Raw genomic sequence first — 14,553 nt, 5'->3', positions numbered from 1 at the left:
GGAGCCCGGCAGTGTAGACATGGGCACATGGTCCGACTGAGGGGTCGATCGGGAGAACGGTCACCCCGTCGTCCCAGCGGCCCGCTCGCCCGACACCGGAGGGACGCGGACCCGACACGGCGGGGGGCGGACGCGGGGCGGCGTCACCCGGCACTGCGCCGGGCGCTGTCCGGACGCAGCGTGGCCGCCCAGGTCTTCGTCATGAACGTGGTCATCGTGCTGCTGCTGGTGGTGGCCGCGGCGGTGGCGCTGGTGCTCCAGGTCCGGCACGACAGCACCGTGGAGGCCCGCAACCGGTCCGTCGCGGTGGCCGAGACGTTCGCCAACTCCCCCGGCATCCTCGCGGCGCTGCGCTCCCCCGACCCCACGGCTGTGCTCCAGCCCCGGGCCGAGGCGGCGCGCAAGGCGACCGGTGTGGACTTCGTGGTCGTCACGAACACCGACGGCATCCGCTACACCCATCCCAAGCCCGACCGCATCGGCCGGGAGTTCGTGGGAAACATCGCCCCCGCCCTGGCCGGGGAGACGGTGACCGAGGAGGTCGACGGGACCCTCGGACCGCTGGTCCAGGCCATCGTGCCGGTCGAGGAGCCCGACGGCACGGTCGTGGGCCTGGTCTCGGCCGGCATCACCACGGAGAACGTCGGCGGCGCCGCCGAACGGCAGCTGCCGCTGGTGCTGATCGTGGCGGCGGTCGGCATGGTCGTGGCGACGGCGGGTACCGCGCTCGTCAGCCGGCGGCTGCTGCGCCAGACGCACGGTCTGGGACCTCGCGAGATGACCCGGATGTACGAACATCACGACGCGGTCCTGCACAGCGTGCGCGAGGGCGTGCTCATCGTCGGCCCGAAGGGCCGGCTGCTGCTCGCCAACGACGAGGCCGAGCGCCTGCTCAACCTGCCCCCCGACGCCGAGGGGCGACACGTCCTCGACCTCGGTCTGCCGGCCGACACCGCGGAGCTGCTGGCCTCCGGCCGGGTCGCGACCGACGAGGTGCACCGGGTCAAGGACCGGCTGCTGGCGGTCAACCAGCGGCCCACGGACGTCCGGGGCGGCCCCGCGGGCAGCGTCGCCACCCTCCGCGACTCCACGGAGCTGCGGGCCCTGTCCGGCCGCGCCGAGACCGCGCGGGAACGCCTGGACATGCTGTACGACGCGGGCGTGGGCATCGGCACCAGCCTGGACGTCACGCGCACCGCCGAGGAGCTGGCGGAGCTGGCCGTGCCCCGGTTCGCGGACCACGTCAGCGTGGACCTGTTCGACGCGGTGCTGGCGGGCGGCCAGCCGGAGGGCGTCACGGCGCTGCGCCGCACCGCGGTCAGCGGGGCACCGGAGGCCCCGCTGTACCCGGTGGGCCGGCAGCTGCGCTACGTGGACTCCTCCCCGCAGGGCCGGACACTGCGGACCGGCACGCCGGTCCTGGAGCCCCGCCTCGACGTCGCGTCCGGCTGGCAGGCGCAGGACCTCGAACGCACCGCGCAGATCCTGGAGTACGGCATCCACTCGCTGATCACGGTGCCGCTGCGCGCGGGCACACTGGTGCTCGGGGTGGTCAGTTTCTGGCGTTCCGAGACGCCCGAGCCGTTCGACGAGGACGAACTGGCCCTCGCCGAGGAACTGGTCGCGCGGGCCGCGGTCTCCATCGACAACGCCCGGCGCTACACGCGCGAGCACAGCATGGCGGTGACCCTCCAGCGCAGTCTGCTGCCCCGCCGGATGCCGGACCAGAACGCCCTGGACGTCGCCTACCGGTACCTGCCCGCGCAGGCCGGGGTGGGCGGCGACTGGTTCGACGTACTGCCCCTGTCGGGCGCCCGGGTCGCGCTGGTGGTCGGCGACGTCGTCGGGCACGGGCTGCACGCGGCGGCCACCATGGGCCGGCTGCGCACGGCGGTGCACAACTTCAGCGCCCTCGACCTGCCGCCCGACGAACTGCTCGGCCTGCTGGACGAGCTGGTCGGCCGCATCGACCAGGACGAGCAGACCGACGACAGCACCGCCCCGGTCACCGGCGCGACCTGCCTCTACGCGATCTACGACCCGGTCGCCGGCACCTGTGTGGTGGCCCGGGCGGGCCACCCGCCACCCGCGCTGATCCGGCCCGACGGCGGCGTGGAGTTCCCCGAGGTGCCCGCCGGTCCCCCGCTGGGGCTGGGCGGCCTGCCGTTCGAGACGGCCGAGCTGCGGCTGGCGGAGGGCAGCCGGCTGGTGCTGTACACCGACGGGTTGGTGGAGGAACGGGGGCACGACATCGACGTCGGTCTGGCGCACCTGCGCCAGGCGCTGGAGACGGCCGGCGAGTCGCCCGAGGAGACCTGCCGGACCGTCCTGGACGCCCGGCTCCCGGACCGGCCGGGCGACGACATCGCCCTGCTCGTGGCCCGTACCCGCACCCTCGGACCCGACCACGTCGCCGAGTGGCAGGTGCCGTCCGACCCGGCGGCCGTCGGCGAGGTGCGCTCCCAGGTCACCCGGCAGCTCGCCGAGTGGGGTCTTGACGACCTGGCGTTCTCCACGGAGCTGATCCTGAGCGAGCTGGTCACCAACGCGATCCGGTACGGCGGTGAGACCGTCCACGTCCGGATGCTGCGCGACCGCAGCCTGGTCTGCGAGGTGTTCGACAGCAGCAGCACCTCGCCCCATCTGCGCTACGCGGCCATGACGGACGAGGGCGGGCGCGGGCTCTTCCTGGTCGCGCAGCTCGCCGAGCGCTGGGGCACCCGCTACACGCCGGCCGGCAAGGTCATCTGGGCGGAGCAGCCGATGCCGTGACCGTGGCGGGCGCCGCCGCCCTCGGTCCGTACCAATTTCGTGCCCGACGGGTGCCCAGTACGCCCCACGTCTGGTAGGAAACTTTCCTATCAGTGCCCGGCACTCCCAACCCCCCCACCACCGACTGGAGATTCCGTGAGGCACCCCTTCAGCGACCCCGCGCCCCGCGCGGGCCTCTCGCGCCGTACCGTGCTCGCCATGGCATGCGCGTCCCTGGCGACCATCCCCCTGCTTACCCCCTCGCGGGCCACGGCTGCGTCCGTGCGCGCGGCGGGGCTCGACGACCCGGCGAAGAAGGAGATCGCCATGCAGCTCGTGTCGAGCGCGGAGAACTCCTCGCTCGACTGGAAGGCGCAGTACCGGTACATCGAGGACATCGGCGACGGCCGCGGCTACACCGCGGGCATCATCGGCTTCTGCTCCGGCACCGGCGACATGCTCGACATGGTGGAGCTGTACAGCGACCGCAGCCCCGGCAATGTGCTCGCCCGCTATCTGCCGGCGCTGCGCCGGGTCGACGGTTCCGACTCGCACGAGGGTCTGGACCCCGGATATCCCGACGACTGGCGCCGGGCGGCGGGCGATCCCGAGTTCCGCCGCGCGCAGGACGACGAGCGCGACCGCGTCTACTTCGGCCCGGCCGTGCGTCAGGGCAAGGCGGACGGGCTGCGCACGCTGGGTCAGTTCGCGTACTACGACGCGATCGTCATGCACGGCGGCGGCGGTGACCGGCTGAGCTTCGGCAGCATCCGCGAGCGTGCCCTGGGCCGGGCCCGGCCGCCGGCCCAGGGCGGCGACGAGGTCACCTACCTGCACGCCTTCCTCGACGAGCGGGTGTGGGCGATGAGGCAGGAGGAGGCGCACAGCGACACCAGCCGGGTCGACACGGCGCAGCGCGTCTTCCTCCACGAGGGCAACCTGGACCTCGACCCGCCGCTGGACTGGAAGGTGTACGGGGACAGTTATCACATCGGCTGAGGGCGGCCCGTCCCCGGGCGACGAGCACGACGCGGGCCGCGGAGCCGGCCGTGTGCCGGACTCCGCGGCCCGCGCCGCGGGGGATGCGCCCCCGGTGTCAGTGCCGGAAGGCGTCCTTGCCCTTCTCCTTGGCCTGCCGGGCGTCCCCCTTGGACTGCTCGGCGCGGCCCTCGGCCGTCATCTTCTCGTTGCCGACGGCCCGGCCAACCGCTTCCTTGGCCTTTCCCTTGGCCTGCTCCATCTTGGCCTTGGACTTCTGGTTGTCGGCCACAGTGCCTCACCTCTCGGCGTTCGTGTGCGATGGTCTGCCCTGCGGGTGCCCACTGGGACGGCGTCAAACGTGCGCGGTGGCGGCAGGGGTGTTCGCGGGTCCCCGGGGTAGAGGACGGTCAGAGCAGGGACCGTCGTCGACTCGGAGGAACGTCATGGCCGGAATCCTGGACCGGATCAAGCGGTTCGCGCGCAGCCCGCAGGGGCGCAGGGCCACCGAGCAGGTGCGCCGCGCGGCCGCGGACCCGCGCCGCCGCGCGCAGGCCCAGCAGATGCTGCGGAGGTTCGGCAGCAAGCGGCGCTGACCGCGTCCGCACAAGGGGCCGTCCGGTCAGCCCTGACCGGCGTGGGTGTGGCTGTGGGACGTCTCCGGCGGGCAGCCCCGCTCGTCGCCCGGGCGGTCCCGGCGCCAGTCGCGGACCGCGACGGTCAGCGCGCACAGCATCGCGGCGACGCCGCACCCCACGGACAGGGCCACCGCCTCCTGGTAGTCCTCGTGGGTGGCGTTCAGCGTCAGGTAGAACAGGCCGGGAAGCGCGGCGGTGCCCACGGCTCCGCCGAGCCGCTGCCCCGTCTGGAGGGCGCCTCCCGCGGCACCGGCCATCCGCACGGGGACATCGCGCAGGGTCATCGTGATGTTCGGGGAGATCACACAGCCGCTCCCGAGACCGCCGAGCAACAGGGCCGGCACCGCGAACCAGACGGCTCGGTCCGGCGGCGCGAGCCAGAGCAGCAGGGCGGTGGTGCCCAGGCCCGTCATCACGGCGACGAGTCCCCAGACCGTCAGCAGCCTTCCCAGCCGCTCGACCAGCCGGCCCGCCACGGCCGCGGCGGCGGCCGATCCGACGGCGAACGGGGTGACCGCCAGGCCGGACATCAGGGGCGAGTAGCCCAGGCCGTTCTGGAAGAAGAGCGCGAAGACCAGCCACACCCCGCTGAACCCGACGAAGTACAGCGCGGCCAGGCCCGCGCCGGTGGCGTAGCCGCGGGTCTCGGTGAGCAGGCCGGGTTCCAGCAGCGGCTGCCCGCCGCGACGGGCGATCCGCCGCTCCCACCACGCGAAGGCCACCAGGACGGCGGCCCCCGCCGGGAACAGCCACCACACCCGGGTCAGGCCGCCGGACTCGGCGAGGACCAGCGGCAGCATCAGGGCGAGGATCCCGGTACCGAGGAGCGCCACGCCCACCGGGTCCAGCCGTCCGGGGCCGCCCGGAGCCACCCGGGGCAGCAGGCGGAAGCCCAGCACCAGCGCGACCACGCCGACCGGCACGTTCACGTAGAAGATCCACCGCCAGCCCTCAGGGCCGGCGAGGGCCAGGATCGCCCCGCCGACGACGGGTCCCACGGCGCTGGAGACGCCGACGGTGGCGCCGAAGAGCCCGAAGGCGCGTCCGCGTTCCGCGCCCTGGAAGAGTTGCTGGATCAGCGCCGAGTTCTGCGGTGCGAGGCTGCCCGCGGCGACACCCTGGAAGATCCGGGCGAGCACCAGCAGCCCGATGCCCGGCGCGGCTCCGGCGGCGGCGCTGAAGAGCACGAAGGCGGCGAGGGCGGTCAGGAAGACGCGGCGCCTGCCGAACGCGTCGCCGATCCGGCCGGCGGTCACCAGGGTCAGGGCGAAGGCGAGCGCGTAGCCGGAGACGACCCACTGCACGGACGCCGCCGACGCGTGCAGTCCCTGTTGCATGGAGGGCAGGGCGACGGCGACGATCGTCACGTCCAGGAGGGTCATGAAACCGGCGACCAGCGTGACCCAGAGGGCTCGCCACCGGTTCGGATCCGAGCTGTCGTCCGGACGCTGCACGCGGGCTCCCCTCGTGAGGCGGCACGGGACGCGATCAACCGGCGCCCCACGCATGCGTCACCCGTGACGAGGAGTTCAAACCCGACGGCAAAGCCCAACGATGAGATCCCATAAGCTGCACTTATGGCCTCATAGACTGGACCCGCGTACCGACTTAGGCTTGCCTTAGCTTAGGCTTCCCCGAGAGTCGATCTGTCACCGCTCGAAGGGAACCTGAACATGCCCCGCCCTCTGCGGGTAGCCATCGTCGGATCCGGCCCCGCCGGGATCTACGCGGCCGACGCCCTGCTCAAGTCCGAGGTGGCCGCCGACCCCGGCGTTTCCATCGACATCTTCGAGCGCATGCCCGCCCCGTTCGGACTCATCCGTTACGGCGTCGCGCCCGACCACCCGCGGATCAAGGGCATCATCACCGCCCTGCACCAGGTGCTCGACAAGCCGCAGATCCGTCTCTTCGGCAACGTGAACTACCCGACCGACGTCAGCCTGGACGATCTGCGGGCCTTCTACGACGGTGTGATCTTCGCCACGGGCGCCACGGCCGACCGCGACCTCAAGGTCCCCGGCTTCGAGCTCGACGGCTCCTACGGCGCCGCCGACTTCGTCGCCTGGTACGACGGCCACCCCGACTACCCGCGCACCTGGCCGCTGGAGGCCGAGAAGGTCGCCGTCCTCGGCGTCGGCAACGTGGCCCTGGACATCGCGCGCGTCCTGGCGAAGACCGCGGACGAGCTGCTGCCCACCGAGATCCCGCCGAACGTGTACGAGGGCCTCAAGGCCAACAAGGCGCTGGAGGTCCACGTCTTCGGCCGCCGCGGCCCGGCGCAGGCGAAGTTCAGCCCGATGGAGCTGCGGGAGCTGGACCACTCCCCCACCATCGAGGTCATCGTCGACCCCGAGGACATCGACTACGACGACGGCTCGATCGCGACCCGGCGCGGCAACAAGCAGGCCGACATGGTCGCCAAGACCCTGGAGAACTGGGCGATCCGCGACGTCGGCGACCGGCCGCACAAGCTGTTCCTGCACTTCTTCGAGTCGCCCTCCGAGATCCTCGGCGAGGACGGCAAGGTGGTCGGCCTGCGCACCGAGCGCACCGCGCTGGACGGCACCGGCAACGTCAAGGGCACCGGCGAGTTCAAGGACTGGGACGTCCAGGCCGTCTACCGGGCGGTCGGCTACCTGTCCGACCAGCTGCCCAAGCTGCCCTGGGACATCGACTCGGGCACGGTCCCGGATCAGGGCGGCCGGGTCGTCCAGGAGTCCGGCGAGCACCTGCAGTCGACGTACGTCACCGGCTGGATCCGGCGCGGCCCGGTCGGCCTCATCGGCCACACCAAGGGCGACGCCAACGAGACGGTGTCCAACCTGCTGGACGACTACAAGAACGGCCGTCTCCAGACGCCCGACTCGCCCGCTCCGGAGGCCGTGGACGCCTTCCTGGCCGAGCGGAACGTCCGCTTCACCACCTGGGACGGCTGGTACCGCCTCGACGCCGCGGAGAAGGCGCAGGGCGTGCCGTTCGGGCGGGAGCGCATCAAGCTCGTCGAGCGCGAGGACATGCTCCGCGAGAGCGGCGCCTGATCCGTCGTACCCGGGCCGCTTCGGCCCGGTGGCCGGGCCCGGCGGGGAGTCTCCCGCCGGGCCCGCGGCCGTCAGACCTCCAGCTCGCTCTCGATCCGGCGCAGTTGGTGGCGGGCCATCGCGAGGTTCGCGCGGCTCGCGTCCAGCACCAGGTAGAGGAACAGCCCGTTGCCGCCGCGCCCCCTGAGCAGGCGGATCATGTGGTACTGGGTGTTCAGGGTGATCAGGATGTCCTCGATCTCCTCCTTGAGACCGAGGTGTTCCATGGTGCGCAGTTTGGCCCGTACGACGTCGGTGTTCCCGGCGGCGGCGACCTCGAGGTTGAACTCCTTGGTCCCGCCCAGCGTGCCGAGCGCCATGCCGCTGGTGTAGTCGACCAGCGCGGCGGCGGTCGCTCCGTCGATGGAGCTGAGGCATTCCTTGAGCGAGGTCTCCAGGTTGGCCATGGTGGTTCCTTTCCGGACGTGATCGGTACGCGATCGGTGGTCAGGTCGGCCGGCGGTGGCCGCCGGCCTGGGGGGTCGGTCGGTGTGCGGGGCGCTGCGGGGTGCGCACCGGCAGGGTGCCGATGGGCCGGGCGGTGCCCGCGGCGGGGGGCGGGGCGGGTTCCACGGCGGCCGGGGCGCGGCCGCGGTCGTGGCCGATGTGGGCGGCGACCAGCTCCCCGATGCGGGCGCCGCTGCGCCGGCCCTCCAGGTGCAGCCGGCCCACGTTGACCCGCCCGTCGGCGAGCAGGGTGAGCACGGCGGCGGGACCGGCCGCGTAGGTGGCGACGTAGCCGTCCGCCCCGCGCAGCAGCAGCTCGCGGAAGCCGCCGCGCGAGGTGGCCTCGGCCATGCGGTGCGCGACGCCGAGGGCGGCGGCGGTGAGCGCGGCGAGACCCTCGGGTTCGGTGCCGGGCGCGTCGTGGGCGAGGACCAGTCCGTCCACGGTGGCCGCGAGTGACCCGGTCAGCTGGGGCACGCGGTTGCGCAGTCGGTGCAGTTCGTCCAGGACGTCGCTCTCGACGGCCAGTCGGGTAGCCGGAGGGCGTTGCCGCCCTCCGGCCCCCTCAGAACCGGACGTGCGGCTGTTCACCGCATCCGGCTCAAGCGGGCCCCTGGAGTCACGCGGGTCGGTCATCTTGCTTGGCCCTTCTGTGGTCGCCGGCGTGGTGCTGGCGATGGCAGTCGGCGTGTACGAGGCGAAGATTCGTCCGCTCGTCCGAGCCGCCGTCGCGCCGGTAGATGAAGTGGTGCTTGTGCAGCGGCTTCATCGATGCCGAGAACCACGCGGCCCACTCGCGGGGGTTGTCCGGTGTGTACTCGGCGTCGGGGATCAACGGCTGTTTGCACAGCGGGCAGATCCCCTTCTGGCGGGATGCGAGAGTGATGGTCCACCTGTCGGCGGTCCCGGGCACCCTTTTGCGTCGGCGGCTCGCCCAGTAGTCGGCCAGCGAGGGGTCGTCAGGGGAGTTGCCCTCCTTGACGATCACGTGCCGGACGATTCTGGTCCAGTTGAACTTGTAGAGATAGGTGCCGGTGTCCCGGTCACCGAAGACCCACTGGTCCTTCCGGGTCGAGTTGAAGACGCCGTAGTGCTTGGCCAGTCGCCAGCTCTTCGGCTTGTTCGGGTGGGAGTGCTTGACCCACTTCTGCGTGAGCGTCCACACGTAGAAGTCCAGGGACTTGAAGGTCTCCTTGGACACCACCGTCCGGTAGTAGGTGGCCCACCCCTTGATGATCGGGTTGAGCCTCCTCACCACGGCTCCAGCGTTCGCCCCTCGCAGGCCGATCACTTCACTGCGGAGCCGCTCCCGGACCCTCTTCACAGCCGCCTTGCTCGGCTTGATCAGCAGAGTCCCGCTGTACCGCCGGATGTTGAACCCGAGGAAGTCGAAGCCTTCTTCAAGGTGGAGGACCGATGTTTTCTCCTCGTTGAAGGCGCCCCCGCGCGGGGCCATCCAGACAGCCAGCTGCTCCTTGACCCGGTGCGCTTCGTCTTCGCTGTGGCAGAACACCGCGAAGTCATCTGCGTACCGGACCAGGACCGGAACGTCTCTTCGGGACTTGTGGGAACGTCCCTCTGTGAGGTGCCCGGCCGCCGTTTCCATGCCGTGCAAGGCCACGTTGAGCAGCAGCGGGCTGATCACACCACCCTGAGGGGTTCCCTCATCGGTGGGTGAAAACCGTCCGCAGTCCATCACTCCCGCCTTGAGCCACCCCCGGATCGCTTCCCGCGCTGGGAAGGTACCGATGAGGCTCATCAGGTGGTCGTGCGAAATACGGTCGAACGCCGCTGTCAGATCAGCGTCGAGCACCCATAGCCGCTTGGCCCGTTTCTGGCCTGCGATATTGAAGATGGCGCCGATCGCGTCATGACAGCCCCGGCCGGGGCGGAAGCCGTAACTCCGCTGTTCGAACCGGGCTTCCCACTCGGGTTCCAGTGCGTTCTTGACGCGGGCCTGGCGGACCCGGTCACGGATGACTGGAATGCCCAAGGGGCGCTGCCTTCCGTTGGCTTTGGGAATGTACACACGCCGGACGGGCAGGGGTTTTCCAGGCGAGCGTTCCGCTGTGGTCTCAGCGGCCAGCCGTCCTCGCGCGTTCGGAGTGAGCGCACGTTCCTGGTCGATCCCGGCCGTCCGACGGCCTGTGCTCTGCTGCGTCACCCGCTTCACGCTTACGAGCGTGTTCGAGTGGGAGCGCAGCATGAGCTTCTGCAAGTTTCGGACCTTCTTCAGGTCCCCTTCCTGCGCGGCTGTGAAGATGCGCTGCCTCAGTCGCCGTACCGACGCCTCTGCCTTGGCCCAGTCGATGCTGTGCCAGGTCTGGGCGTGGTCCTCCGGTCCGTTCGCCGTCGTGGGAGGCATCGCCGCCACGGCGGTCACTGCCACACCTTCCTTCGGCATCCAACTTGCCCTTCGGTTCGGGTCTCTTCGCAGTTCTTCTTCACGGGCCTACCTGATCCGCGTGGGCTCCCTTTCGGGCCGAGGCATCACCTCGTGTCCGACGAGTTATGGGACGCGGCTGAGGTCTCCACGTCCTTTTCCTCTGGGCTTTCGCCCTGTCGGCGTTCGCTTCTCGGATCATCCTGTCCCGCTGGAGGATTGGTCCTTCGTTGCCTCCGGCTTACCGGGATCACTCCCGGACTCCAACGGGGTTTCCACGTTCCGCTCCCACAAGATGCGACCGGGGTGGGCTCCCTCTTAATCCCGGGCCCGACGGTGTCCTCCCCCTTCGGCGCCAATCCTCTGGGGTCGTCGTGCGCTCTTCCGCGCCAGGGCCTGTCTGCCGCCGACAGCTCACCATCGACGCGGCACAGGAGTTACGAGATGTCGTCAAGGGTTCATTTTCATTAGCCCGTCCGGCCTTCCCCTCGCCTGTTGCGGTCCGATGGCCGTGCCGCTCTTGGGCTTGCGCTTCCGGCTTCACACCCCGCCGTTACCAGCGACGCATGCGGAAGTGGGGACGGACCTTGGACACTGGTCCGAGATGGCCTGCTCATGACCTCTTTTCCTCACACAGACCATCTACTTGGGTGGAGCGACTTCGTGTCGCACTGAGCAGTCTCCTTTCGGCACGCTGACGGCGCGCGCGGATCACAGGGCCTCCAGGGCGTGTCGGAGCCGTCGCAGCAGGGCGGTGTCCGGGTCGTCCCACACGGTGCCGCCCGGGTCGGGTCCCGGTGCGGGGGGCGGGGCGACGGGCGGCGGGGCGGCGACGACGAGGCCGTCGGCGGCCAGGCGGCGCAGTTCGACGAGGGTGTGGTACGTGCGGCAGGCGAGCGACGAGGCGATCTGCGCGGCGGTGCGCACGCCGTCGACCTGCGTCAGGGTCCGGCCGCGCCGCACCGGCAGGTCGGACCGGCCGGCGCCCGGCACCCGGGTCAGCGGGACGGTGTCGATGGCGGGGTCCGGCCAGATGCGGTCCAGCAGGGCGCGCCGGCGTCCGGACTCGCGGACGACCGCGTCCACCGGCACGGAGCGGACCGCGCCGAGCCAGTGCACCGCGCCGGGCCGGAAGCGGTGCGCGCGCGTGTCGTGGGCGAGGACGAAGTACGCGGCGTCGAACAGCGCGCCCAGGTGGCAGACCTCCAGCGCGCCGGCCGAGAGCCGTCCGCTGTCCACGAGCCGGTGTCCCACCCGGTGCTGGGCTCCGCCCCGGTCGACGGCGTCCCACCAGCCGTCGGAGGGGACCGCGCCGCTGCGGGTGAGCAGCGCGCCGAGGTCCGGGGTGAAGGCCGACTCGACGTGCACGACCCGGCCGGCCGAGAGGTAGACGATGCCCCGCTCGCCCGAGAGCGCGCCGGTCGCCCCCTCGGCGGCGAGCGCGCCGAGGGCGGCCGACGTCGTCTCCTGCGTGGCCCAGGTGGTGGTCACTCTGGTCATCCGAGCACCAGGCGGTCCGCCATCTCCGCCAGCCGGATGCGGGCCAGGGCGAGGTTTCCGTCGTCGCGGCCCAGCCAGAGGTGGAGGAAGACCGTGCTGTCGAAGGGGGTACTGACGAACCGGAGCAGGTGGTAGGCGTCGCCGGTGGTGGCGATCAGGTCCTCCACCGGGGGCGCCTTGCCCGGGTCGACGGCGGTACCGGTCTCGCCGGCCGCCAGGGAGCCGCTCTCGGCGATGTGCCGGGCCAGTTCGGCGGTCTCGGCCGCCGTGGCCTCCCAGTCGCCGCCCGGTGCCTCGCCGACGGCGCCCAGGGCGAGCCCGCTGATCCAGTCGACCAGCGACGCGCCCCGCGCGCCGGGCAGTCGCATGGCTTCCAGCAGACTCTCGTCGATTCCGGGCACGCCGGATCCCCTCCCCCTGCACGGCTGTACCGCGAACGTGACGCCGAGACTACGGAAAGTGCACGCGTCTGGTGAGCGCTTTGGCATTTTCCAGAGGAACGTGCACGCGCTCCGGCATACTGCGGTATTTCGGCCCCGACAGGGGCCGGTCGGTGCGTGCCGGCGGGGTGGGCGCGGGCAGGCCCGCCCCGATGCGGATGGTGGGCGGACCTGCCCGCGGGGCCCATTGTGCGGACGCCGGAGCCGTGCCGGCCACGGGTGAACCGGCGCCGTCCCGGGTGCCCGCCGCACACCCGGCGCGCGTCGGTCGGCACCCGAGGGGCGTGCCCCGGCCGGGACGGGCAACCCGAACCCCCATGGCCCGACTGCACCTTCCCCACATCCGTAAGCACCCCAAGGACGACCGAGCGGACGAGACGCCGGACGAGGCGGCGCCCGAGGACTACGGTCCGGACGCAGCCACCGAGCGCGCCGCCCCCGACTCCCCGGTCGAACTGCCGGGCCGCTCCTGGACCTCGCTGCTGCGGCGGGTGGTCGCCGAGTTCCAGGAGGACGAACTCACCGACCGGGCCGCGGCCCTGACCTACTACGGCGTGCTGTCCATGTTCCCGGCCCTGCTGGTGCTGGTCTCCCTGCTCGGCGTCGCCGGGCCCTCCGCCACCCAGGAGGTGCTGGAGAACATCCAGCAGCTCACGCCCGGTTCCGTGCGGGACATCGTCACCGACGCGGTGGAGCAGTTGCAGGCCAGGGCGGGGCTCGGCTCCGTGCTGGCGGTGGCCGGTCTGGCGGGCGCCGTCTGGTCGGCGTCCGGCTACGTGGCCGCGTTCATCCGCGCGGCGAACGCGGTCTACGACGTGCCCGAGGGGCGCCCGATGTGGAAGGTGCTGCCGCTGCGGGTGGCCCTGACCGTGGTGCTGCTGGTGCTGGCCGTGGTGAGCGCGCTCATCGTCGTGTTCACCGGCGGTCTGGCCCGGCAGGCGGGCACCGCGCTCGGCATCGGCGACACCGCGCTGACGGTGTGGTCCCTCGCCAAGTGGCCGGTGCTGGTCGTGCTCGTCACCTTCATGATCGCGATCCTGTACTGGGCCACGCCGAACGCCCGGGTCAAGGGCTTCAAGTGGGTCTCCCTCGGCAGTGTGGTCGCGCTGCTGATCTGGCTGGCCGCCTCCGCCGGGTTCGCCTTCTACGTGGCCAACTTCGGTTCGTACAACAAGACGTACGGGACCCTGGCCGGTGTCATCGTCTTCCTGGTCTGGCTGTGGGTGACGAACCTGGCCATCCTGCTGGGCCTGGAGTTCGACGCCGAACTGGCCCGGCAGCGGGTCATCGACGGCGGCCACCCGCCCGAGGAGGAGCCCTACGTGGAGCCGCGCGACACCAGGGCCTGGGACGACGCGGACCACCGGGAGGCCGCCCCGGGCAAGTGAGCCGGCGTGTCCCTAGGGCAGGATCGAGTCGACGTAGCCGCCGTCCACGCGGACGGCGGCTCCCGTCGTGGCGGAGGCGAGGGGGGAGCTGAGGTACACCACGAGGTTGGCGATCTCCTCCGGTTCGATCAGCCGCTGGAGCAGGGACTGCGGGCGGTGCTCGCGCATGAAGACGCGCTGCGCCTCGTCCCAGGGCAGCTCCCGGTCGACCAGTTGGTAGACGAAGTCCTCGACGCCCTCCGTGTGGGTGGGACCCGCGATGACGCAGTTCACCGTGACGCCACTGCCCGCGGCCTCCTTGGCGAAGCCGCGGCCGACCCCGAGCAGCGCCGTCTTGGAGACGCCGTAGTGGATCATCTCGGCGGGGACGACGACGGCCGAGTCACTCGCGATGTACAGCACCCGGCCCCAGCCCCGTTCCCTCATCCGGGGGAGATGGGCCCGCGTCAGCCTGACGCCCGCGAGGACGTTGATCTCGAAGTAGCGCCGCCACTCGTCGTCGCTGATCTCCAGCGCCGGCACCGCGCCGAAGACACCGAGGTTGTTCACCAGGATGTCGACGTCGGGCATCGCCTCCATGGCCCGCGCGGCGCCCTCCTCGGTGCCGAGGTCGGCCACGACCGGCACGAACACGCCGTCCGGCACCTCGGCCCGCAGTTTCGCGACGCCCTCCTCCAAGCGGCCCGCGTCGCGCCCGTTGACACCGACGGTGGCCCCGGCCCGGGCCAGGCCGGCGGCGATCGCCGCACCGATGCCCTGCGAGGATCCGGTCACCAGTGCGGTTCGTCCGCCGAGGTCGAGATTCATCGGGTCACTCCTTGTCGTGCCGTACGGTCGGTCGCGGTACTCCTGCCCACCCTCGCCCACCACCCACCCCCGCCGCTCCGGCCGCACCCCGCACCACGCCGCGGCCCGCCCGGTCGGCGGACCCCCGGCTGCTCCCCGCCGACC

13 protein-coding genes are annotated in these 14,553 nt (G+C 71.7%); 5 read left to right on the top strand and 8 right to left on the bottom strand.

Annotated features, from left to right (window positions below):
* The first annotated feature begins 27 nt into the window (after positions 1–27).
* Positions 28–2,772 (top strand): SpoIIE family protein phosphatase, encoded by a 2,745-nt coding sequence (locus OIE75_RS37990; RefSeq protein WP_329473624.1) that lies wholly within the window; start codon positions 28–30, stop codon positions 2,770–2,772.
* A gap of 135 nt (positions 2,773–2,907) precedes the next feature.
* Complete coding sequence (locus OIE75_RS37985; RefSeq protein ID WP_329473623.1) at positions 2,908–3,750, top strand: chitosanase; 843 nt, start codon at positions 2,908–2,910, stop codon at positions 3,748–3,750.
* 97 nt (positions 3,751–3,847) lie between these two features.
* Here the strand turns inward: OIE75_RS37985 and OIE75_RS37980 are convergent, their stop codons facing one another.
* A complete protein-coding gene (locus OIE75_RS37980) occupies positions 3,848–4,021 on the bottom strand; it encodes a CsbD family protein (protein WP_307016876.1) in 174 nt (57 codons plus the stop codon).
* 154 nt (positions 4,022–4,175) lie between these two features.
* Here OIE75_RS37980 and OIE75_RS37975 point away from each other — a divergent pair, with 154 nt between their 5' ends.
* Positions 4,176–4,325: a hypothetical protein gene (locus OIE75_RS37975; RefSeq protein ID WP_185832574.1), complete on the top strand. Its 150-nt coding sequence runs from the start codon at positions 4,176–4,178 to the stop codon at positions 4,323–4,325.
* Positions 4,326–4,351: 26 nt separating this feature from the next.
* Here the strand turns inward: OIE75_RS37975 and OIE75_RS37970 are convergent, their stop codons facing one another.
* Positions 4,352–5,821 (bottom strand): MFS transporter, encoded by a 1,470-nt coding sequence (locus tag OIE75_RS37970; protein WP_307016875.1) that lies wholly within the window; start codon positions 5,819–5,821, stop codon positions 4,352–4,354.
* 219 nt (positions 5,822–6,040) lie between these two features.
* On the opposite strand from OIE75_RS37970, the gene OIE75_RS37965 reads away from it, so the two are divergent.
* Entirely contained in the window at positions 6,041–7,405 is a 1,365-nt protein-coding gene (locus tag OIE75_RS37965; RefSeq protein WP_307016874.1) for an FAD-dependent oxidoreductase, read from the top strand.
* Between the two features lie 71 nt (positions 7,406–7,476).
* Here OIE75_RS37965 and OIE75_RS37960 read toward each other — a convergent pair whose 3' ends face one another.
* From OIE75_RS37960 to OIE75_RS37940, 5 genes are all read right to left on the bottom strand, one after another.
* The gene (locus OIE75_RS37960; RefSeq protein ID WP_307016873.1) at positions 7,477–7,851 is read right to left on the bottom strand and encodes a hypothetical protein; all 375 of its coding nucleotides are present in this window, start codon (positions 7,849–7,851) and stop codon (positions 7,477–7,479) included.
* A gap of 40 nt (positions 7,852–7,891) precedes the next feature.
* Positions 7,892–8,419 (bottom strand): roadblock/LC7 domain-containing protein, encoded by a 528-nt coding sequence (locus tag OIE75_RS37955; RefSeq protein ID WP_329474151.1) that lies wholly within the window; start codon positions 8,417–8,419, stop codon positions 7,892–7,894.
* A gap of 91 nt (positions 8,420–8,510) precedes the next feature.
* Entirely contained in the window at positions 8,511–10,256 is a 1,746-nt protein-coding gene (gene ltrA, locus OIE75_RS37950) for a group II intron reverse transcriptase/maturase (protein ID WP_329474150.1), read from the bottom strand.
* Between the two features lie 729 nt (positions 10,257–10,985).
* Positions 10,986–11,774: a hypothetical protein gene (locus tag OIE75_RS37945; protein ID WP_329473622.1), complete on the bottom strand. Its 789-nt coding sequence runs from the start codon at positions 11,772–11,774 to the stop codon at positions 10,986–10,988.
* Positions 11,771–12,175 (bottom strand): hypothetical protein, encoded by a 405-nt coding sequence (locus OIE75_RS37940; RefSeq protein ID WP_307016870.1) that lies wholly within the window; start codon positions 12,173–12,175, stop codon positions 11,771–11,773. The genes OIE75_RS37945 and OIE75_RS37940 overlap by 4 nt, the downstream gene beginning before the upstream one ends.
* Positions 12,176–12,531: 356 nt before the next feature.
* Between OIE75_RS37940 and OIE75_RS37935 the strand changes: the two genes are divergently transcribed.
* Positions 12,532–13,602, top strand: coding sequence for a YihY/virulence factor BrkB family protein (locus OIE75_RS37935; RefSeq protein WP_329473621.1), 1,071 nt, complete (start codon positions 12,532–12,534; stop codon positions 13,600–13,602).
* Between the two features lie 12 nt (positions 13,603–13,614).
* Here OIE75_RS37935 and OIE75_RS37930 read toward each other — a convergent pair whose 3' ends face one another.
* Positions 13,615–14,409: an SDR family NAD(P)-dependent oxidoreductase gene (locus OIE75_RS37930; RefSeq protein WP_307016868.1), complete on the bottom strand. Its 795-nt coding sequence runs from the start codon at positions 14,407–14,409 to the stop codon at positions 13,615–13,617.
* Positions 14,410–14,553 lie beyond the last annotated feature (144 nt).

Origin of the sequence: Streptomyces sp. NBC_01723 (genome assembly GCF_036246005.1) — a bacterium.
Classification (GTDB): domain Bacteria; phylum Actinomycetota; class Actinomycetes; order Streptomycetales; family Streptomycetaceae; genus Streptomyces.
The sequence above is the reverse complement of the archived record's forward strand: the minus strand, read 5'-3'. Positions and strand labels throughout refer to the sequence as shown.